This is a genomic window from Barrientosiimonas endolithica (assembly GCF_030296655.1).
In the GTDB taxonomy this organism is placed as follows: domain Bacteria; phylum Actinomycetota; class Actinomycetes; order Actinomycetales; family Dermatophilaceae; genus Barrientosiimonas; species Barrientosiimonas humi.
The window spans coordinates 290,763-309,703 of record NZ_AP027735.1; the positions used below are offsets into that span (position 1 = coordinate 290,763).

Below are 18,941 nucleotides of genomic sequence, written 5' to 3' on the forward strand. Positions count from 1 at the left end.
GGCCAGGCGGACGTACGACGGCGGGGCCGCCCCCTGAGGGCGACCCCGCCGAAGCTTGCGGGTGGTGCTGGATCAGTCGCGCAGGCGACGACGACCCGTGGCGACCGCGAGGGCGGCACCGCTGATGGTCAGCAGCGCGACACCGGCGGCGGTGGCGTTGTCGCCCTCACCCACGACACCGGTCTCGACGGGCGGGCCCGTCGGCTGACCCGGGTCGCTCGGCTCCTGGGTGCCGGTCGGGGTCGCGGTGTCGGTCGGCTCCGGCGAGTCGGTGGGCTCCGGCTCGGTCGGGGTCGCGGTGGGCGAGTCGGTCGGCTCCGGGTCGGTCGGCGACGCGGTCGGGGAGTCCGTCGGCTCCGGGTCCGTCGGGGTCGGCGACGGGTCGGTCGGCGACGCGGTCGGCGAGTCGGTGGGGCTCGGCGACGGCTCGGGGCCGGTGTCACCCACGGTGATCGTCGCCAGGGTGGTGTCCTGGCCCTCGGCGACGGTGCAGGTCAGCGGGATCTCGAACGGGTCACCGTTGGCGTTCTTCGCGGTGAGGTCGGCGGTGAAGTCACCCACCGTGACCGTGACCGTGCCGGGGGTCTCCGGCGCCGTCTCGGCCTGACCGGTGCCAGAGGCCACCGTGGTGATCGGGCCGGAGTCGGGCACCTGGGTCACCGGGATGGTGAGGTTCGCGGTGCGCTCGGTGTCGTCCACCGAGTAGGTCGCGGCGCTGGTGCCCTCGACCGTCTCCTGGTTGAGACCGCGCAGCGTGTCGGCAGCCTCGGGCGAGGTGACGACGGTGGCGGTGATGTTCGGCGCGGGGATCTCGGCGCCCGGCTCGACCGACTCAGGGATGTCGGCCTCGATCGTGACGTTCCAGACGCCCTGGTCGACCTGGGTGCCGAACACGTTGGCGGTGCAGTTGTAGTCCAGGGTGACCTCGGCGGCGTCGGCCGACGGCGCGGTGGCCAGGGCGAAACCGGCGAAGGCGAGTGCGGTGATGCCGGAGAGGGCCCCGACCCGGCGGCCCGTAGTCGTGCGGTGCGACATGCTTCTCCTCTGGATGGCGGTAGGAGCCTCCCGCTACCTACCGAACAGTAAGTAAGTCCCACCATGCCAGGCCGATCAGCCTCGTGGGAGAGGTTGATCACAAATTTTTCAGGATCACCTGTTAGCGGGCAGGCGAACGGGGGCTCGTCCGGGGCGGCTGAGGGCAGTCCCGGACGCCTCTCGACGGGGCGGTCCGACCGCCCGCCGACGCGGCCGCGCGGACTCCTTGTCGAAGTCCTACTTGTCGATGTCGCCGACGACGAAGAAGGTCGAGCCCAGGATCGCCACCATGTCGGCGAGGAGCGCTCCGGGCAGCAGCTCGCGCAGCACCGCCACGTTGTTGAACGACGCCGAGCGCAGCTTCAGCCGCCACGGGGTCTTCTCACCGCGTGAGACGAGGTAGTAGCCGTTCAGCCCGAGGGGGTTCTCGGTGGCGGTGTAGTCATCGCCCTCGGGCACCTTGAGCACCTTGGGCAGCTTGACGTTGACCGGCCCGCGCGGCAGGTCGCGCAGCACCTCGACGCACCGGTCGGCGAGGTCGAGACTGACCTGGGTCTGCTCCAGCAGCACCTCGAGCCGGGCCAGGCAGTCGCCGGCCTCCCGGGTGACCACGCGCCCCGGACCGCCGGGGCCGAACAGCTCGCCGTAGGCCAGGTAGGGCGCGTCGCGCCGCAGGTCGATGTCGAGACCGGACGCACGGGCGATCGGCCCGGACACGCCGTACGCGCTCGCCAGGTCTCGCGGGAGCACGCCGACCCCGCGCGTGCGGGCGCGCAGGATCTCGTTGCCGACCAGCATGCTCTCCAGGTCGGGCAGGCGCCGCCGCACGAGCGCGACGGTCTCGGCGACGCGGTCGAGCCAGCCGGCGGGGAGGTCTTCGCGCAGCCCGCCGACGCGGTTGAACATGTAGTGCATGCGGCCGCCGGAGATCTCCTCCATCACGGCCTGCAGGTCCTCGCGCTCGCGGAAGGCGTAGAAGATCGGCGTGATCGCGCCGAGCTCGAGCGGGTAGGACCCGAGGAACATCAGGTGGTTGAGCACCCGGTTGAGCTCGGCCAGCAGGGTGCGCGTCCAGGTGGCCCGCTCGGGCACGTCCATGCCGAGCATCCGCTCGACGGTCAGCGCGACCCCGATCTCGCTGCTGAACGCCGACAGCCAGTCGTGCCGGTTGGCGAGCACCAGGATCTGTCGGTAGTCGCGCACCTCGAACAGCTTCTCGGCGCCGCGGTGCATGTAGCCCACGATCGGCTCGGCCTCGACGATGCGCTCCCCGTCGAGCACGATGCGCAGCCGCAGCACGCCGTGCGTCGCGGGGTGCTGCGGCCCGATGTTGAGCACCATGTCGGCGGTCGCGAGACCGCCCGCGCCCACGCCGACGGTGAGCTCCTGCGGGTTGGGGGCCATGCCGGCCAGTATGCCGACCTCAGGTCGCGGGGCTCGTAGGCCGCACGGCGTCGATCGCAGATTGGGCCTCCGGCCCGGGTGGTACGTCGGCGGCGGCCGGCTCGGTCGCGCCGAGTCGGACCAGGATCACCCCGAGCAGGATGAGCACCCCGCCGGCCAGCTGCATCGGCCCGGGCAGCTCGCCGAGGAAGAGCCAGGCGAACAGCACCGCGAAGAGCACCTCGGACAGGGCGACGAAGGAGGCGATGCGCGAGCCGAGGTATCGCGCGGACACGACGCCGGTGGCGTAGGCGAAGGCCGCGGCCAGCACGCCCATGCCGAGGATCGGGACGAGCACGCTGACCTCGCTCCCGGCGAGCGGGACCTGCGTGGCCGACCAGCGGAACGGCAGCACCTGCAGCGCCGACACGAGCACCACCGGCACCAGGCCGGCGATCATCCCGAACCCGGTGAGCGCCAGGGGCGGCAGCGCGTCGTCGTGGTCGCGCGCGGCGAGCAGGAAGTAGGCCGCCGAGCACACCGCGGCCGCGAGGCCGAACGCGACGCCGACCGGGTCGAGCCGCACGCCGCCGAAGACGTCGAGCACGAGCGCCAGCCCGCCCATGGCCGCGACGGTGCCGCCCACGGTGAGCGGGTGCGGCGCGCGCCGGGTGGTGATCCACGACAGCAGCACCAGCAGCACGGGGGAGAGGTATTCGAGCAGCAGCGCGACGCCGACGGAGAGCCGCTCGACCGCGAGGAAGTAGAACAGCTGGCAGCCGGTCACCCCGGTCATGCCGTAGAGCACGACGGTGCGCAGGTTGCGGCGCAGCAGGTGCCACCGGCCGCGCATCGCGAGGGCGGCGGGGACGCCGAGCACCAGGGCTGCGACCCCGATGCGGGCGGTGATGGCGGCCGCGGGCGTCCAGCCGGCCTGGAACAGCGCCTTGCCGAAGACCCCGGACGTCGCGAAGGCTGCGGCCGAGACCAGCGCGAGGGGCAGGCCGAGCGGCGCGATGCGGCGCGGTCGGCGTAAGGAGTTATCCTGCATGATGCCCCTGACGCTAGGGGCGCCGTGTGCAAGGAGTCAAGTTGATCTTCACCCATGACACCGAGGTGGCGCTCGCCAACGCCGTGGCGCTCGTCAACAGCGACCCGGCGCGCTCCGGCGGGGTCGAGCACCTGCCCGACGTGGCGGCGCTCGACGCCCACTTCACCGAGTGGGGCTGGACGGGCCGGCACGACGGCACCGAGGCCGAGCTGGCCGAGGTGCGGGCGATGCGTCCCCGGTTCGCCGAGCTGTGGGAGCTAGCGGAGGACGACGTCGCCGAGCGGGTCAACGCCCTGCTCGCCGAGGCGCAGGCGCTGCCGCAGCTGGTGCGCCACGACGGGTGGGACTGGCACCTGCACGCGACCACGCCGGCCGCGCCGCTCGCCACCCGGATGGCCGTCGAGCTCGGCATGGCCCTGGTCGACGTGGTCCGGGCCGGCGAGCTGTCGCGGCTGCAGGTCTGCGCGGCCGACGACTGCAGCGCCGTGCTGGTCGACCTGTCCAAGAACCGCTCCCGTCGGTACTGCGACGGCGGCTGCGGCAACCGCGTCAACGTGCAGGCCTACCGCGCCAGGCAGGCCCGCCACGACTGAGCCGTGAGCGCGGGCCGGGGCGGCGCCACGAAGTACGGTGTCGTCCGTGAACCCACCCCCACCCCCGGCGCGGCGGCGGCGGCGCACCGCGCTGATCGCGGGCGGGGCGGCAGGTGGGGTGCTGCTCGTGGCCGCGCTGGCGTACGGCCTGACCCGGGGTGACGACGTCCCGTCCGTGGCAGGGAGCGCCCGGGCGCCCGAGGCGAGCGCCCCGGCGACGCCGGGCGCCACGGCCACGCCCGGTGCCCCCGACGCGGCGAGCCCCACTGGGGGGACCGGTCAGCCGACGGGCGGGGCGGTCGCGCCGCCGGGGTCGAGCAGCTCGAGCGCGTCGCAGCCGCCGGTCGGTGCCGACGGCCGGCGCACGGTGACGGCCGAAGACCGGCTGACCCGTTGGTCCTACGCCGTGCCGGGCTCGGCTGAGTGGGTCGTCGGGAACGACCTGATGTCGTACGTCGACGAGGCCGGGCGGGTGCTGGTGCGCGCGTCGAGCCCGAGCTACTTCCGCAGCGGCTACTGCCGCGGGGGAGCCGGTGTGGCGCGCAGCTGGGTCGGCTGGTCGAGCGAGCGCCGCGACGACACCTCGGCGACGGTGACGAACCGGTGGGTGGCCGCCGTGGCGCAGGGGTCGCAGGGGCGCGGCGACGACCCGCACACGCCGGTGCGCACCCAGGAGCTGCCGCGTGTCGACGGCATGACGGTGCGGCAGTCGAGCAGCGTGGTCACGCTGCGCACCCCCGATCCGCAGGGGTGCCTGCCGCCGCAGGTCGAGGTCACCGCGACGCAGTACTCCGGAGCCCTCGGATCACGCACACTGGTGATGGTGCGCGACGTCGCCGTGCGCGACATGCTCCCGGCGCAGGTGAAGGAACAGATCTTCGCGTCGGTCCGTCAGACTCGCTGACGACCGGCCGGTGCCGGGGTCGGGGGCGGCGCCGCAGGGAAGCGACGGGAAGGGCGCTCAGTGAGCAACTCAGGCAGTGGCTGGGACGGCTACGGCAACGACTGGCGCGACCAGGAGTTCGGGCACGGGCAGGAGCAGTACTACCGCGGTCTGCAGGTGCCGGGGGAGGGGCCCGGGCGCCCCGAGCAGCAGCCGGCGTCGCCCGGTGGGCCCGGCGACGGACGTACGCCCTCGCCGATCTTCCCGCAGCCGCCGCCACGGCGTTCCGGTCCCGGCCGAGGGCTGGTGGTGGGAGGCATCGCCGCCGCGCTGCTGCTCGTGGGCGGCGGCATCGGCACGGTGCTGGCGTTGCGGGGCGGTGATCCCGACGTGACGGCCGGGCCGGCTGGCAGCGCCAGCCAGCAAGCCGCGCCGACCACGTCGCCAGCGAGCGCAGCCGCCACGCCGTCGGCCGAGGCGTCGCCCCCGCCGCCCCCGGGCAGGGCGACGGCGCTCACGGCCGGGTCGCAGGTCAACGACGGCTCCGAGGCGCAGTACTTCGCCGCGTACGACGTGCCCGGGAAGAGTCAGACCTTCACCGACACCGAGGGCAAGACGGTGCCGACCTTCGACGTGCGCACGGTCGGGACCTATGCGGGGTTCGCCGACGACGAGACCGGCAAGCCGACGGTCATCGGCCGGGGGCCGACCTACTACCGAGACGGCTACTGCGCCAAGGACAAGACCGACTCGCAGGCCATGTTCGTGTGGCACAACGCCAGGTCGAGCGACCCGGCTGAGGCGGCGCCGCTCGTGCTCGAGAAGTGGGTCGAGGCGATCGCCGAGAAGAAGGACGGCGGGACCGAGCAGGTGTCGGCGCAGACGACCCGGCAGGTGATGGTGAACGGCGGCAGGACGAAGGCGGCACAGTCTCGCCAGACCGTCACCAACACCGACACGGTGGACAAGTGCGGGGTCAAGAAGACCGAGGTGGTGGTCACGGCCTTCGACACCGGGAAGGGCACCGCGACCCTGGTGCTCGTCCGTGACGAGGGTCCGGCCAACGCCATGACCGCTCAGCAGGGTGACGCGATCATCGCCACGCTGCGCCCGAGTCCGGGAGCGACAGGGTGAGCAACAACGACGGACAGTGGCGCGGATATGACGAAAGTGCTTGGCGCGACCAGGAGTTCGGGCACGGGCAGGAGCAGTACTACCGCGGTCTGCAGGTGCCGGGGGAGGGGCCCGGGCGCCCCGAGCAGCAGCCGGCGTCGCCCGGCGGGCCCGGCGACGGACGTACGCCCTCGCCGACGGAGCCGAGGCCGCCGTCGGGCTCGGGGTCGGGCGGGAAGCGCGGGAAGACCGTGGCGCTGCTGGCCGCGGGGGCCGTGGCGCTCGCCGGTGCGGGCGTCGGCGGGTTCGTGCTGCTGAACCGCTCTGGTGACGGATCGCCGGCGGTGGCCGGGTCGTCGAGCCCGGCGGCCGGTCCGTCGTCCGCGCCGTCGGCGGCGACGGCGCCCACTGCCGCCGCGTCCACAGGGACGCCCACCCCGACCGCGCGCAACGCCGGGTTCCGGCTCGTCGTCGACCCGCAGCGGGGCGCGTCCTACGAGGTGCCGCAGACGCACAAGGTCGGCGGGAGCGGCATGGTCGTCCGGTGGACGCACCCGGTCACCGGTGACTCCTCGGTCACGCTGCGCAACCCGGCGTCCGGCGGCAACGGGTTCTGCCCGGAGCAGAACGCCATCACCAGCAGCACCGGCTTCTACGACACCTCCGCGGACCCGGGATCGGCCGGGCCGGCGACGTACGACGAGATGGCCAGGGCCATCGCGATCCGCCCCGACGGCAAGTCCTACGGCTCCTACCCCGCGGCGACGTCGACCACGATCACCCTGTCCGACGGCACCAAGGCGGTGCGGTCGAGGGGGACGGTGCCCTCGTCCAAGCCGGAGGATCCGTGCCGCAAGTACCCCACCGAGGTGGCCGTCACCTCGTTCACCAACCCGAATAGCTCACGGACCGTCACCCTGGTCACCACCCGGCTGATCGGTTCGCCGCGCGCCGTGTCGGACACTGTCTTCACGACGATGATCGACTCGATCAGACCGGTGTAGGCGGGGACATGAGCAACAACGACGGGCAGTGGCGCGGATACGACGAAAGTGCTTGGCGCGACCAGGAGTTCGGGCACGGGCAGGAGCAGTACTACCGCGGTCTGCAGGTGCCGGGGGAGGGCCCCGGGCGCGCCGAGCAGCAGCCGGCGTCGCCCGGCGGGCCCGGCGACGGACGTACGCCCTCGCCGACCGAGCCGAGGCCGCCGTCGGGCTCGGGCGGACTCAGCGCCAAGACCGTCGCGCTGCTGACGGCTGGGGTGGTCGCGCTGGTCGGTGCCGGGGTCGGGGGCTATCTGCTCCTGGGTCGAGGTGACGGCTCGCCCGCGGTGGCCGGGTCGTCGAGCCCGGCGGCCGGTCCGTCGTCCGCGCCGTCGTCGGCGACGGCGCCCACCGCCGCCGCGTCCAGCGGGACGCCCACCCCGACCGCCACCACAGCCGGGTTCAAGCTCGTCTCCGACACCGAGCGGGGCGGGGCGTACGAGGTGCCGAACGGGTACATGCGTCTCGGCACGAGCGGCGCCGTCGGATGGACGAACCCGGCGACGGAGGACACGATGGCCCAGATCAGCAATGCCTCCTGGGGCGGCGCTGGCTTCTGCAGCAAGCCGACGACGGTGACCACGAACATCGGGTTCTACGGCACGACCACCGACCCGGGCATGGCGGCGCCGTCTGCCTTCGACCGGTTCGCCAAGGCCGCCGCGGTCAGGCCCGACGGCAAGTCGTCTGGTGACTACGCGTCGCCGACCTCGACCACCGTGACGCTCGCCGACGGCTCCAAGGCGGTTCGCACACGGGGCACGGTCCCCTCTCAGCTGAAGGACGACCCCTGCCGCAAGTTCGACACCGAGCTCGTGGTCACCTCGTTCACCCACCCGTCCACCGGTGCGTCGGTGACCCTCGTCGCGAGCCGCCTGCTGGGCACGCCACGGACGGCGTCGGACGCCGACTTCACCAAGATCCTCGACTCGATCCGGCCGGCCTGAGGTGCTGGACGACCCGGCGCTGCGCGTCGACCCCTATCCGGTGCTGGCCGGGCTGCGCGAGCGCGGCGCGCTCGTCGACACCGGTGGCGGGGTGCGGGTCGCGACCACGCGCGCGGCCTGCGACGAGCTGCTGCGCAACCGGGCTCTCGGCCGGATCTTCACCCCGCGCGAGCCGCAGCAGACGTGGGAGACGTTCAACTGGCTGCACGCCGACTCGGTGCTGGACAGCGAGCCGCCGAAGCACACGCGGCTGCGCCGGCTGGTCGCCGGGGCGTTCGGTCGCGGCCACGTCGCACGGCTGGCCCCGACGATCGAGCGGATCTGCCGCGAACAGCTCGCCGATGCGCGGCCGGCTCTGCGCGACGGCGGCTGGGACGTGGTCGAGCACTACGCCGAGCCGATCCCCGTGCGCGTCATCGCCGCGCTGCTCGACTGGCCGGAGCCGGACCAGCACCTGCTGCGCCCGTGGTCACAGGCCATCGTCCAGATGTACGAGCTCGCGCCGTCCGACGAGCAGTGCGCAGCGGCCGTGCGAGCGGCAGGCGAATTCGCTTCGTACGTCGACGATCTCGCCGATGCCCGCGCGAAGCAGCCGGGCGACGACCTGCTCAGCGACCTCGTGCGGGTGCGCGACGGCAGCGACCGGCTCAGCCGCACCGAGCTGATCGCCACCGTCGTGCTGCTGCTCAACGCCGGCCACGAGGCCTCGGTCAACGGCTTCGGCAACGGGCTGCTCTCCCTGCTCGCGGCGCCGGGCGCGCAACGCGCGGTGCGCCAGCACCTCGCCGACGGCGGCTCGCTCGACACGGTCGTCGAGGAGATGCTGCGGCACGACCCGCCGCTGCAGTACTTCGAGCGCACCGCGACCCGCGACACCACCGTGGCCGGCCGACCCGTGGCAGAGGGCGAGAAGGTCGCGGCCCTGCTCGGCGCCGCCGCCCGTGACCCGGAGGCGTTCGACTCGCCCGACGAGTTCCGTTGGGACAGAAGCGGACCCGCGCACCTCGGCTTCGGCGCGGGCATCCACTTCTGCCTCGGTGCACCGTTGGCGAGACTCGAGCTGGCGACGTCGCTGCGCGAGCTGCTGCGGCATACGGCGGGTCTGTCGGTCGTGGACGTGGAGCGACGCCCCACGTTCGTGCTGCGCGGGTGCTCCCGGATCGTCGTGGCCGACTCCTCCGCATGAAACCGGGTTAGGTGCATATGACCCCAATGCATCAGGGTCATATGCACGTAACCCGGTTTCATGCGGGGACTCACACCTCGCGCAGCACCCACCAGAAGTCGCCGAGGCCCGGGCGGGCCGTGGCGGCGGCGAAGGCGCTGCGCGCGGCGAGGGCTCGCAGATAGGCCTGCGGGTCGCTCCGCGCCAGGTCGTACGCCGGTGTCGCCGTGCCGAGACCGAGCTCGCCGAACAGGTCGGCCTGGCGCAACCGCCGGTCGTGCGCGAGCGAGTCGACCGCGACGTGCGCGGTGAGGTCGCAGCTGCCGTCGGGGACGGCCGCGACCTCGTGCCCGTCGCGGAACGCCGTGAGCGACCCGAACGGTGGGCGCGACGATCGCTCGTGGCCGTAGTCGACCGCGACGACGAGCCCGCGGGAAACATTGCGGCACAACGACTCCCACGCACCGTCCCGTGCGCGGCCGACCTCGGCGCGGGCGCCTGCTTCACCCGGTGAGGGCCAGTGGGCGGTCAGCCAGGCCAGGTCGGCCTCTGCGGGTGCGTCGCCGAGCCGTTCGGTGCCGTCGCCGGCGACCTCCACCAGGCGCCACGAGCCGCGCTCGTCGAGCTCGACCACGGGCGCGGGCACCACGTCGAGCCACTCGTGCGCGACGACCAGCGCGGGCTCGCGCAGCGGGAGACCGGGCAGGTCCGGCCCGCCGGGGGAGCGGACCCAGGCGACGGATTCGCCCAGGGCGCAAGGGCGTTCGACCACGTCGACCCCGGTGAGCGCGAGGCCCGGGTCGAGGTCGTGCAGCCGGCCGAGCAGCTCGCCCCGGCCGGCGCCCACGTCGACCACGTGCCGCAGCCCGTGCCGCGCGGCCAGCGAAGCGACGGCCCGCGCCAGCAGCTCACCCACCCCGGGGATGCCCTGCGCGGAGGTCGCGAAGTGGCCCGCCGGACCCTCGGGTCGACGGTAGAAGCCGGCGCGGCCGTACAGCGCCTCCTGCCACGCGATCTCCCACGGCCGCCAGGTCGAGGGCGTGCTGGGTGGCGCCGGTGCCGTGCCGCCGCTCGTCATGCCCAGCCGGCGACGACGTCGCGCCCCTGGGGGACGGCGAGGTCCAGCAGACCGGGGAACCTGGCGTCGAGGTCGTCCGTGCGCAACCGGTTCAGCCGCCGAGTCCCCTCGTCGCGCTGCTGGATCACCCCGGCCTCGCGCAGCGCCTTGAAGTGGCCGCTCTGCGTCGACTTGCTCACCGGCAGCGCGAACGTGCTGCAGGCCAGCTCGCCGTCGGACCCGGCGTCGGCCAGCCGGGCGACGATCGCGAGCCGCACCGGGTCGCTGAGCGCCGCCATCACGCGCGTGAACTCCAGCTCCTCGCGCGGCGGGTGCACCAGCTTGGTCGCGGTCCTGCTTGCCATCCCGCCATCGTACTGTCATGTTCCGAGTACCCGAACATCTGTTATGTTCGGGAAACATGAACATGAATGCTGCCAGTGCGCAGAGCCGGCCGACGAGCCGGGGGACCCGGTGGGTGTTCTGGGGGACGGCGTACGCCCTGCTCGTCCTGCTGACCGGGACCAACCTGCCCACCCCGCTGTACCGGGGCTACGAGACGCGGTTCGGCTTCTCGCCCTTCGTGGTCACCCTGATCTTCGCCGCCTACATCGCCGTGCTCATCCCGTCCCTGCTGCTCGCCGGGCCGCTGTCCGACGCGGTCGGACGACGGCGCGTCCTGCTCCCCGCCCTCGGGCTCGCCGCGCTGGGATCGGCTGCGTTCGCGCTGGCGAGCGACGTCGCGTGGCTGTTCGCCGGTCGCCTGCTGCAGGGCGTGGCCGTCGGCGCCGCGTCCGGTGCGCTCACCGCCGCGCTGAGCGAGCTCGAGCCCGGGGGCAACCGCCGGAGGGCGGCGCTGGTCTCCACCGTGGTGTCCGTCGGGGGCCTGGGGCTTGGCCCGGTCCTCGGTGCCGCCGTCGCCGAGTATGCGCCGGCGCCGGGTGTGCTCCCGTTCCTGCTGGAGATCGTGCTGCTGGTCCCGGCGGCGGTCTTCGTCGCGCGGATGCCGGAGACGTCGCGCGGCGCGGCGCCCGCGCTGTCGAGGTGGCGCCCCCGCCGGCCGAGCGTCCCCGCCGCGGTGCGCGGGGTCTTCCTGACGAGCGGCAGCGCCAGCTTCGCCGCGTTCGCCGTGGTCGGCCTCTTCCTCACGATGGTCCCGGCCTACGTCACGAGCGTGACCGACAGCGGCAACCTGCTGCTCGGGGTGCGGCCGCCGCGCTGCTGTTCGCGGCCTCGGCCACGGTCCAGGTGCTGACGTACGGCATGCGGCCGCTGCGGCTGCAGATCTGCGGGCTGCCCGTCCTCGCCCTGGGCCTGGGGCTGCTCGTGCTCGCCGGCAGCCGCGGCTCGCTCGGGGTGCTCCTGGTGGCGACCGCGCTGGCCGGGATCGGTCACGGGCTGGTGTTCCTGGGCAGCCTCACCGCGGTCAACTCGCTCGCGCCACCCGCGCAGCACGCCGAGGTGATCTCGAGCTTCTACGTCGTGCTGTACGCCGGTGTCGGCGTGCCCGTGCTGGGTCTCGGGATCCTGGCGACCCGCACCGGCCTGCTCGAGGCCGTCGGCTGGTTCGCCGCGTCGGTGGCTGCGCTGTGCCTGGTCGTGCTCACCGGGCTGTGCCTGGCGCACGCCCGCGACGGCTACCGTGCGTGACGTGACCGATCAGGAGATGCGCCCGTCGCTGCGGGTCGGTGTGGTCGGAGCGGGCCGCGTGGGGTCGGTGCTGGGTGCCGCGCTGCGCGAGGCCGGTCACTCGGTGGTCGCCACCTCCGCGGTCAGCGACGCCTCGCTCGACCGCGCTGCCGAGATGCTGCCCGGCGTGCCCGTGGTCGAGGTGGACGAGGTCGTACGCCGGTCGGACCTGGTGCTCGTCACGGTTCCTGACGACCAGATCGCTTCTGTCGCCGAGGGATTCGCGGCCATGGGGCTGCTCGACCAGCCGCGCATGGTGGCGCACGCCGCGGGCTCGCTCGGGCTGGCGCCGCTGGCGCCGGTGCTGGAGCGCGGCGGCCTCGGCTTCGCGCTGCACCCGGCGATGACGTTCAGCGGCGAGCCCAAGGACGTCGAGCGGCTCGTCGGAACCATCTTCGCGGTGACCGCCACCGACGAGTCGCTGGCGGTCGCGCAGTCGATCGTGATGGACCTCGGCGGCGAACCGGTCGTGCTCCCGGAGGGCGACCGGGTGACCTATCACGCGGCCCTCGCGCACGCCTCGAACCACGCGGTCACCCTGGTCGCCCAGGCGCAGCAGGTGCTGCGCGGGCTCGGCATCGACGACCCCGGTCGGGTGCTGCGGCCGATCATGGAGGCCACGGTCGACAACGCGCTGCAGCGGGGCGACCGGGCGCTGACCGGTCCGGTCGCGCGCGGTGACGTGGGCACCGTCGCGGCCCATCTCGCGGCGCTGCGCGACGAGACCGTCGACGTGCCGGCCGCCTACCGGGCGATGGCCCGGGCGACCGCCGAGCGCGCGATCGCCCGCCGCACGGTGCCGGCCGAGCTCGTCGGTGAGCTGCTCGACCTGCTTGGCGAGGACGTACGCCCGGAGTGAGTCGCGACCGCCGACCGCCATGTCGCATTTCGGCTAGTCAGGGGCGGCCGGGCGGGTGAGACTGGTCGGCATGCACTCCGATCGCGAGGCCTGCGCCGCCGCCGTCCGCTCCCGCGACGCGCGGTTCGACGGCTGGTTCTTCACCGGGGTGCGCACGACCGGGATCTACTGCCGGCCGAGCTGCCCGGCGATGACGCCGAAGGCCGGCAACATGGTCTTCTACCCCAGCGCCGCGGCCGCCCAGGCCGAGGGCTTCCGCGCGTGCAAGCGCTGCCGCCCCGACACCACGCCGGGATCGCCGGAGTGGAACGTGCGCGCCGACGTCGTGGCCCGGGCGATGCGCCTCATCGCCGACGGCGTCGTCGACCGCGACGGGGTGGCGGGGCTCGCGACGCGCCTGGGTTACAGCGTGCGGCAGGTCGAGCGGCAGGTGCGCGCCGAGCTGGGCGCGGGACCGCTCGCGCTCGCCCGGGCCCAGCGCGCGCAGTCGGCGCGGCTGCTCATCGAGACCACCGATCTGCCGCTCGCCGACGTCGCCTTCGCCGCCGGGTTCGGCAGCATCCGCGCGTTCAACCAGACCGTGCAGGAGGTCTACGCCGTCGCGCCGCGCGACCTGCGCCGCACCCGCGCGGTCGGCCGCGGTCAGGGTCCGGGGGCCGGGGAGGTCGGGCCCGAGCAGGCCGGGCCCACTCACCCTCAGGCCTGGCAGCTGGTCCCGCTGCGGCTGGCCGTCCGCCGCCCGTTCCTGCCCGACAACGTCTTCGGTCACCTCGCCGCGACCGCGGTGCCGGGCATCGAGGAGTGGCGCGACGGGGCGTACGTCCGCTCGCTGCGCCTCCCGCACGGCCCGGCGGTCGTGGCGCTCGCGCCCGAGCCCGACCACGTGGCCGCCCGGCTGTGGCTGTCCGACCTGCGCGACCTCGGTGTGGCCGTCAGCCGCTGCCGCTGGACGCTCGACCTCGACGCCGACCCGCAGGCCGTGGACGAGGCGCTGGGGGCCGACCGGCGGCTGGCGCCGCTCGTGCGGCGTGCCCCCGGCCGCCGGGTGCCTCGCTCGGGCGACGCCGAGGAGGCCGCGCTGCGGATCGTGCTCGGCCAGCAGGTGTCCGCGGCCGCCGCGCGCACCCTGGCGGCGCGGCTCGTCGTCTCGCACGGCACCGCCCTGCCCGAGCCGGTCGGCGGGGTGACGCACGTGTTCCCGGCGCCGCCCGAGCTCGCCGACCTCGACCCGGCCGCGCTGGCCATGCCCGCCGCGCGACGGCGTACGTTCTCCGGCCTGGTCCGGGCGCTCGCCGACGGCGACGTCGACGTGCAGCCCACCGCCGACCCGGTGGCCGCGCGGGAGGGCCTCGCGGCCCTGCCCGGCGTCGGCCCGTGGACCGTGGAGTCGATCGCCATGCGCTGCCTGGGCGACCCCGACGCCTTCCCGGCCACCGACCTCGGGGTGCGCCGCGGCGCGGAGTCGGTGGGGCTGCCCGGCGCGCCGGGCGCCCTGGTCGCCGCGAGCGCTGCCTGGCGGCCGTGGCGGGCCTATGCGGTGCAGCACCTGTGGGCCACCTCCGACCATCCGATCAACCGGCTTCCCGAGCCCGGGACGACCAAGGAGTCCGCGTGAGCGACAACAACGACAGCACCACCGCCACCGTGCGCCATCTGCGCATGCCGCAGACCCCGGTCGGACCGATCGTGCTGGTAGCCGACGGGGATTCTCTGGCCGGCGTCTACATGCACGAGCACCGGCACGCGCCCGAGGTGACGCAATTCGGGCCGGAGATCGCCGACGACCCGTTCCTGGTCGGTGTCGCGAGGCAGCTGAGCGAGTATTTCGCCGGTGAGCGGGAAATGTTCGACGTGCCGGTGTCGCCGCGCGGCACCGACTTCCAGCGCCTCGTCTGGAACGGTTTGCGCGAGATTCCCTACGGCCAGACGTGGACGTACGCCCAGCTCGCCCGCCACATCGGCCAGCCGACGGCCAGTCGCGCGGTGGGGCTGGCCAACGGTCGCAACCCGGTGTCGATCGTCGTCCCGTGCCACCGGGTGGTGGGGTCCGACGGGAGTCTGACCGGTTATGGCGGCGGGCTCGACAACAAGCGGGCGCTGCTGGATCTGGAGCGGTCGCACATGGATTCGGCGCTCTTCTGAGAATCGTCGGAGGAGCCCCGGTCACGACCGTTCGAGGTGGCCGGAGGCGCGGAGCCGACGCTCAGGCAACCCGGTTATCCTGGCCACGGAGCGCAGCACCGTGCGGTGCCGCTCGGTGCACCACCTCGCGAGACCGACCAGGAGCCAGATCGATGCTGTCGCAGCTGTGGACGTTCATCGCAGCATTGCTGCCGAGCGCGGGTCTGCTCTATCTGTTCGTCATGGTGATCAAGCACATCGTCGAGGGCGACCGACGCGAACGCGTCGCGCAGCGCCAATGGGAGGCAGAGCAGGACGCCGCGGCGAATGCCGAGCCCGCTTCTGTTTCTTCGCAGGACAAGCCCGGCGAGTAGCCTTTTCTGCCCATCTGCCCTACGGTGACCTCGGTTTACCGTATTTCGGTGCGGTCCGATTCGGCCGAATCCACACTCATCTTTGCGGGTGGACGGCCGCTCGAACGAAAGGCATTCTTCCCATGGCACAGAAGGTCATCGTCCAGCTGCTCGACGACATCGACCAGACTCCCGCCGACGAGACCGTGCGTTTTGCGCTCGACGGTGTGAACTACGAGATCGACCTGACCACCGCCAACGCCGCGAAGCTGCGCGACTCGCTGGCCCAGTGGACCGGGCACGCGCGCCGCACCGGCGGTCGCAAGTCCACCGGTCGTGGTGGCAGCTCCGGCGGCAGCGGCCGTCAGGACCTGAACGAGATGCGTGAGTGGGGCCGCAAGAACGGCTTCAAGGTCAGCGACCGCGGCCGCGTCTCGCGCGAGCTGCAGGAGGCCTACGACAAGGCCAACGGCTGAGCCGAGCAGCAGCCGCGGCCCGGCCGGGGTTCTTGCCGGTCAGGCCGCGCTGATCGGGGCGAACAGGTCGCCCTGGTGGGCCAGCCGCTCCAGCACGTCGTCGAGGTCGAGCTGGCGCAACGACTCCGGGTCGTCCGCGCCGGTCTCGACCTCGTCCCACGTCCGGGGCGCGGCGGCGGTCGGGCGGTCCTTCCCCCGCAGGCTGTAGGGCGCGATCGTCGTCTTCGCCGCGACGTTCTGCGACCAGTCGAGGAACACCTTCCCCGGGCGCAGCGACTTGGTCATCCGCCACACGACCAGCTTGGGCTCGGCCTTCTGCAGCCGCTCGGCGATGCCGCGGGCCAGCTCCCGTGCGTCGTCGCTGCTGCGTGACCCGTCGAGCGGGGCGTACAGCTGCATGCCCTTGCTGCCGGAGGTGACCGGGACGACGGTCTCGAGTCCTTCGCGCGCGAGCTCCTCGCGCACGAGCAGCGCGACCCGGGCGCACTCGTGCAGCCCGGCCGGGGCGCCGGGGTCGAGGTCGACGACCAGCCGGTCGGGGTGCTGCGGCTCGGACCTGCCGTCCTCCTCCTCGCCGACCCGCCACTGGGGCACGTGCAGCTCCAGCGAGGCGAGGTTGGCGAAGTAGGTCAGGTCGGCGACCCCGCGCAGCAGCGGGTAGGTGACCTTCTCGCCGCCGCCCCGCGAGCCGTGGCCGACGATCGTGGCCCGCTCGATCCAGCGAGGCGTGCCGCCGGGGATGTTCTTCTCGAAGAACGACATGTCACCGGTGCCGTGCGGCCAGCGCACCCGGGTCACCGGCCGGTCGGCCAGCACCGGCAGCAGCGCGGCGGCCACCCGCGCGTAGTAGTTGAGCACCTCGCCCTTGGTCGTCTCGGTCTGGGGGTAGAGCACCTTGTCGAGGTTGCTCACCCGGAGCCGCTGGCCGTCAACCTCGACGAGCAGCTGGTCCTGGTCAGGCATCGGTGTCCTTCGGGGTCAGGTCGGCTGGAGTCAGGTCGGCTGCGGTCAGGTCGGGGCGCAGCCCCTTCCAGGTCGGCTGCCGAAGCCGGCCGACCTCGGAGATCCCGTGGAACTCCAGGTCGACCACCAGGCTCGGACGCACCCACGTCGCCCCGGCCCGCTCGGCGCGCGGCACGTCGTCGACGAACGGGTCGCCCTCGTCGGGCAGCTCGCGCAGCCGGGGAGCAGCGCGGCACCGGTGCGTCCCGCGAGCCCGCTGCCGATGCGGCCCCGATACTGCAGGCCGCTCGTCGTCGGTGCCCCGATCAGCAACGCCCCCAAGCGATCTCGGCTGTCGGTCTCGAACTTCCACCCGCCCACGACGAACGAGTCGGTGGTGCGGTGCACGGTCTTGCGCCAGTCGTCGCTGCGCCGGCCGGGGACGTACGGCGAGGCCCAGCGCTTGGAGACCACGCCCTCCATGCCTTGCTCGGCGGTCGCGCGGGAGAGGCCCTCGCCGTCGTCGAACACGGGTGGCACCTGCACCCACGGGCTGCCCAGCCCGGCGCCCTCGAGCAGCTGACGCCGATCGCGCAGCGGGAGCCCGGTGACGTCGGTGCTGGCCGCGCGGAGCACGTCGAACGCCATCAGGGTGATCGGCGCGGTGGCCGAGAGTCGTTCTGCCACACGGGCATTGGTCACGTTGAACCGCTCGGCGAGCGCCGCGAACGACGGGATGCCACCGCGCATGACCACGACCTCGCCGTCGAGGAGCAGGTCGTCGTACGCCGTCAGCCCCGACGCGTCGGTCGTGAGCTCGGGGAAGGCGATCGTCACGTCGCGCTCGGTGCGCGACCAGACCCGCACGCGGCCGCCGCGGACGTCGACGAGCACGCGCATGCCGTCCCACTTGACCTCGTGGCACCACTGCTCGCCGACGGGAACCCCCACGGCGGGGGTGGCGAGCATCGGGCGCATGGGGTCATTCTTGGGGGCATGCGAGCCATCTGGAAGGGCGCCGTCTCGTTCGGCCTGGTCAACGTGCCGGTGAAGCTCTACTCCGCCACCGAGAACCACGACGTGCAGTTCCGCCAGGTGCACCGGGAGGACGGCGGCCGGATCAGATATCGCCGGGTCTGCTCGATCGACGGCGAAGAGGTCGCCTACGACGACATCGCCAAGGGGTATGAGACCGAGGACGGCGAGATGGTCGTGCTCACCGACGACGACCTCGCCGAGCTCCCCACGAGCAGCAGCCGTGAGATCGCGGTCGACAAGTTCGTGCCCACCGAGCAGATCGACCCGATGCTGTTCGACAAGTCCTACTACCTCGAGCCCGACAAGGCCGCGGTGAAGCCCTACGTGCTGCTGCGCGAGGCCCTCAGCCAGGCGGATCGCGTTGCGCTCGTGACGGTTTCGCTGCGCACCCGGATGACCGTCGCGGTGCTGCGCGTGCACGACGACGTCATCACGCTGCAGACGCTGCTGTGGCCCGACGAGCTGCGCCAGGCCGACTTCGGGGTGCTCTCCGAGGCGGCCGACGAGGAGGTCAAGCCGGCCGAGCAGGCGATGGCCCAGATGCTCGTCGAGTCGCTCGCGGGCGACTACGACCCCGAGGAGTACGAGGACGACTACGCCGCCGCCGTCCAGGAGCTGGTCCAGACCAAGCTCGAGGGCGGCGAGGTCAAGGCCGCCCCCGAGCCGGAGGAGGCCGGCGCAGAGGTGGTCGACCTGCTCGCCGCGCTGCAGCAGAGCGTCGCCCGCGCCAAGAAGGGCCGCGGCGAGGACGTGCCCGACGAGGTCGCTGAGGTGGGGGATGCGGGCGAGCCCGGGGAGGCCGCCGAGGAGGCGCCGGCGAAGAAGGCTGCGGCGAAGAAGTCCCCCGCCAAGAAGACGGCGACCTCGAAGGCCCCGGCCAAGAAGACGGCGGCGAAGAAGAGCACCGCCAAGAAGTCCACCGCGAAGAAGAGCCCGGCGAAGAAGTCGGCGAGCAAGAAGGCCAGCTGAGCGAGGGCGTACGGCCATTCCCAAGCTGGCCGAGTAGCTCCGTCGCAAGGTGGTCGAGTAGCCGGCCGACCACGGTGGTCGAGCAAGGCGGCTGACCACGGTGGTCGAGTAGGCCGGAGCGCTAGCGGAGGCCGTATCGAGACCCGTCGGCTTGGTCTTGAGTCACCGAAAGGCGCCGGGAAGCGGGAGCGGGTGCGTGGTCGGCCTGGTCTGGCGGCTCGCGG

21 protein-coding genes and 1 pseudogene are annotated in these 18,941 nt (G+C 73.2%); 14 read left to right on the forward strand and 8 right to left on the reverse strand.

All coding sequences use genetic code 11. The features are described from left to right. Positions 1–72: 72 nt before the first annotated feature. The 3 genes from QUE40_RS01465 to QUE40_RS01475 form a co-directional block, all read right to left on the reverse strand. The gene (locus tag QUE40_RS01465; protein ID WP_289232108.1) at positions 73–1,035 is read right to left on the reverse strand and encodes a DUF6801 domain-containing protein; all 963 of its coding nucleotides are present in this window, start codon (positions 1,033–1,035) and stop codon (positions 73–75) included. 237 nt (positions 1,036–1,272) lie between these two features. Then, complete coding sequence (locus QUE40_RS01470) at positions 1,273–2,439, reverse strand: NADH-quinone oxidoreductase subunit D (RefSeq protein WP_142004105.1); 1,167 nt, start codon at positions 2,437–2,439, stop codon at positions 1,273–1,275. Between the two features lie 19 nt (positions 2,440–2,458). Next, positions 2,459–3,469: an EamA family transporter gene (locus QUE40_RS01475; RefSeq protein WP_142004106.1), complete on the reverse strand. Its 1,011-nt coding sequence runs from the start codon at positions 3,467–3,469 to the stop codon at positions 2,459–2,461. 41 nt (positions 3,470–3,510) lie between these two features. Here QUE40_RS01475 and QUE40_RS01480 point away from each other — a divergent pair, with 41 nt between their 5' ends. From QUE40_RS01480 to QUE40_RS01505, 6 genes are read left to right on the forward strand one after another with little or no spacing between them, the layout of a single operon-like run. Next, entirely contained in the window at positions 3,511–4,062 is a 552-nt protein-coding gene (locus QUE40_RS01480; protein WP_142004107.1) for a CGNR zinc finger domain-containing protein, read from the forward strand. A 46-nt stretch (positions 4,063–4,108) separates the two neighbouring features. Continuing rightward, on the forward strand, positions 4,109–4,966 hold the full coding sequence (locus tag QUE40_RS01485) for a DUF8017 domain-containing protein (RefSeq protein ID WP_289232109.1): 858 nt from the start codon (positions 4,109–4,111) through the stop codon (positions 4,964–4,966). Between the two features lie 60 nt (positions 4,967–5,026). Further along, entirely contained in the window at positions 5,027–6,079 is a 1,053-nt protein-coding gene (locus tag QUE40_RS01490; protein ID WP_289232110.1) for a DUF8017 domain-containing protein, read from the forward strand. Continuing rightward, positions 6,076–7,062: a DUF8017 domain-containing protein gene (locus QUE40_RS01495; RefSeq protein WP_289232111.1), complete on the forward strand. Its 987-nt coding sequence runs from the start codon at positions 6,076–6,078 to the stop codon at positions 7,060–7,062. Before QUE40_RS01490 ends, QUE40_RS01495 begins: the two co-directional genes overlap by 4 nt. 8 nt (positions 7,063–7,070) lie before the next feature. Further along, positions 7,071–8,048: a DUF8017 domain-containing protein gene (locus tag QUE40_RS01500; protein ID WP_289232112.1), complete on the forward strand. Its 978-nt coding sequence runs from the start codon at positions 7,071–7,073 to the stop codon at positions 8,046–8,048. Position 8,049: 1 nt separating this feature from the next. Next, positions 8,050–9,234: a cytochrome P450 gene (locus tag QUE40_RS01505; protein WP_289232113.1), complete on the forward strand. Its 1,185-nt coding sequence runs from the start codon at positions 8,050–8,052 to the stop codon at positions 9,232–9,234. Between the two features lie 70 nt (positions 9,235–9,304). Here QUE40_RS01505 and QUE40_RS01510 read toward each other — a convergent pair whose 3' ends face one another. Then, the gene (locus tag QUE40_RS01510) at positions 9,305–10,291 is read right to left on the reverse strand and encodes an SAM-dependent methyltransferase (RefSeq protein WP_289232114.1); all 987 of its coding nucleotides are present in this window, start codon (positions 10,289–10,291) and stop codon (positions 9,305–9,307) included. After that, positions 10,288–10,635, reverse strand: coding sequence for an ArsR/SmtB family transcription factor (locus QUE40_RS01515; RefSeq protein ID WP_142004114.1), 348 nt, complete (start codon positions 10,633–10,635; stop codon positions 10,288–10,290). The genes QUE40_RS01510 and QUE40_RS01515 overlap by 4 nt, the downstream gene beginning before the upstream one ends. 56 nt (positions 10,636–10,691) lie before the next feature. Here QUE40_RS01515 and QUE40_RS01520 point away from each other — a divergent pair, with 56 nt between their 5' ends. The 7 genes from QUE40_RS01520 (at position 10,692) to QUE40_RS01550 (ending at position 15,768) form a co-directional block, all read left to right on the forward strand. Further along, complete coding sequence (locus QUE40_RS01520; protein WP_289232115.1) at positions 10,692–11,525, forward strand: MFS transporter; 834 nt, start codon at positions 10,692–10,694, stop codon at positions 11,523–11,525. Further along, a complete protein-coding gene (locus tag QUE40_RS01525; RefSeq protein ID WP_289232116.1) occupies positions 11,519–11,920 on the forward strand; it encodes a hypothetical protein in 402 nt (133 codons plus the stop codon). The genes QUE40_RS01520 and QUE40_RS01525 overlap by 7 nt, the downstream gene beginning before the upstream one ends. 1 nt (position 11,921) lies before the next feature. Continuing rightward, entirely contained in the window at positions 11,922–12,818 is an 897-nt protein-coding gene (locus QUE40_RS01530; protein WP_289232117.1) for a Rossmann-like and DUF2520 domain-containing protein, read from the forward strand. Between the two features lie 70 nt (positions 12,819–12,888). After that, on the forward strand, positions 12,889–14,433 hold the full coding sequence (locus QUE40_RS01535) for an AlkA N-terminal domain-containing protein (protein ID WP_289232118.1): 1,545 nt from the start codon (positions 12,889–12,891) through the stop codon (positions 14,431–14,433). Next, complete coding sequence (locus tag QUE40_RS01540; protein ID WP_289232119.1) at positions 14,430–14,960, forward strand: methylated-DNA--[protein]-cysteine S-methyltransferase; 531 nt, start codon at positions 14,430–14,432, stop codon at positions 14,958–14,960. The genes QUE40_RS01535 and QUE40_RS01540 overlap by 4 nt, the downstream gene beginning before the upstream one ends. A gap of 152 nt (positions 14,961–15,112) precedes the next feature. Beyond that, positions 15,113–15,313 (forward strand): hypothetical protein, encoded by a 201-nt coding sequence (locus QUE40_RS01545; protein WP_142004117.1) that lies wholly within the window; start codon positions 15,113–15,115, stop codon positions 15,311–15,313. Between the two features lie 122 nt (positions 15,314–15,435). Further along, positions 15,436–15,768: a histone-like nucleoid-structuring protein Lsr2 gene (locus QUE40_RS01550; protein WP_142004118.1), complete on the forward strand. Its 333-nt coding sequence runs from the start codon at positions 15,436–15,438 to the stop codon at positions 15,766–15,768. A gap of 39 nt (positions 15,769–15,807) precedes the next feature. On the opposite strand, the gene ligD is transcribed toward QUE40_RS01550, so the two are convergent. The 3 genes and pseudogenes from ligD to QUE40_RS18730 all read right to left on the reverse strand — a co-directional run. Then, entirely contained in the window at positions 15,808–16,731 is a 924-nt protein-coding gene (gene ligD, locus QUE40_RS01555) for a non-homologous end-joining DNA ligase (protein ID WP_289232120.1), read from the reverse strand. After that, on the reverse strand, positions 16,724–17,260 hold the full coding sequence (locus tag QUE40_RS18725) for an ATP dependent DNA ligase (RefSeq protein WP_350227120.1): 537 nt from the start codon (positions 17,258–17,260) through the stop codon (positions 16,724–16,726). The genes ligD and QUE40_RS18725 overlap by 8 nt, the downstream gene beginning before the upstream one ends. Continuing rightward, positions 17,182–17,688: pseudogene (locus tag QUE40_RS18730) on the reverse strand (ATP-dependent DNA ligase); the annotation flags it as partial. The pseudogene QUE40_RS18730 and the gene QUE40_RS18725, both read right to left, overlap by 79 nt. An 18-nt stretch (positions 17,689–17,706) precedes the next feature. Here QUE40_RS18730 and ku point away from each other — a divergent pair. Continuing rightward, positions 17,707–18,717: a non-homologous end joining protein Ku gene (ku, locus tag QUE40_RS01565; RefSeq protein WP_289232121.1), complete on the forward strand. Its 1,011-nt coding sequence runs from the start codon at positions 17,707–17,709 to the stop codon at positions 18,715–18,717. The last annotated feature ends 224 nt before the right edge of the window (positions 18,718–18,941 follow it).